Raw genomic sequence first — 307 nt, forward strand, 5'->3', positions numbered from 1 at the left:
TCGAGAAAATGGCGGCCGCCGGTCCCGTGCCGGACGAACTTTCCATCGACTCAAGCCACGTCAAGGCGCATCGCTCGGCGAGCGGTTCAAAAAGGGGGAATTCGCCGAGGCCATTGGCCGTTCGCGCAGCGGAAGAACCAGCAAAATCCATGCTTTGGCCGATGATCGCGGCAGACCGGTTGTCAATCGGCATTGAACTGGGGCTCTGACTCAATTTTGATGAAGTTTGGGCGCCGGCTGGCATTGGTTTCATCAAGGAATCAACGCCATGCGAAGTCTCCGCCCCTCGGCTTTCGTGCCGCCCGGT

Annotated in this window: 1 pseudogene; it reads left to right on the forward strand. The window is 59.3% G+C overall.

The features are described from left to right. Positions 1–181, forward strand: a pseudogene (locus CR492_RS20315) (IS5/IS1182 family transposase); the annotation flags it as partial. Positions 182–307 lie beyond the last annotated feature (126 nt).

Source organism: Methylocella silvestris, from assembly GCF_002891535.1.
Lineage (GTDB): Bacteria > Pseudomonadota > Alphaproteobacteria > Rhizobiales > Beijerinckiaceae > Methylocapsa > Methylocapsa silvestris_A.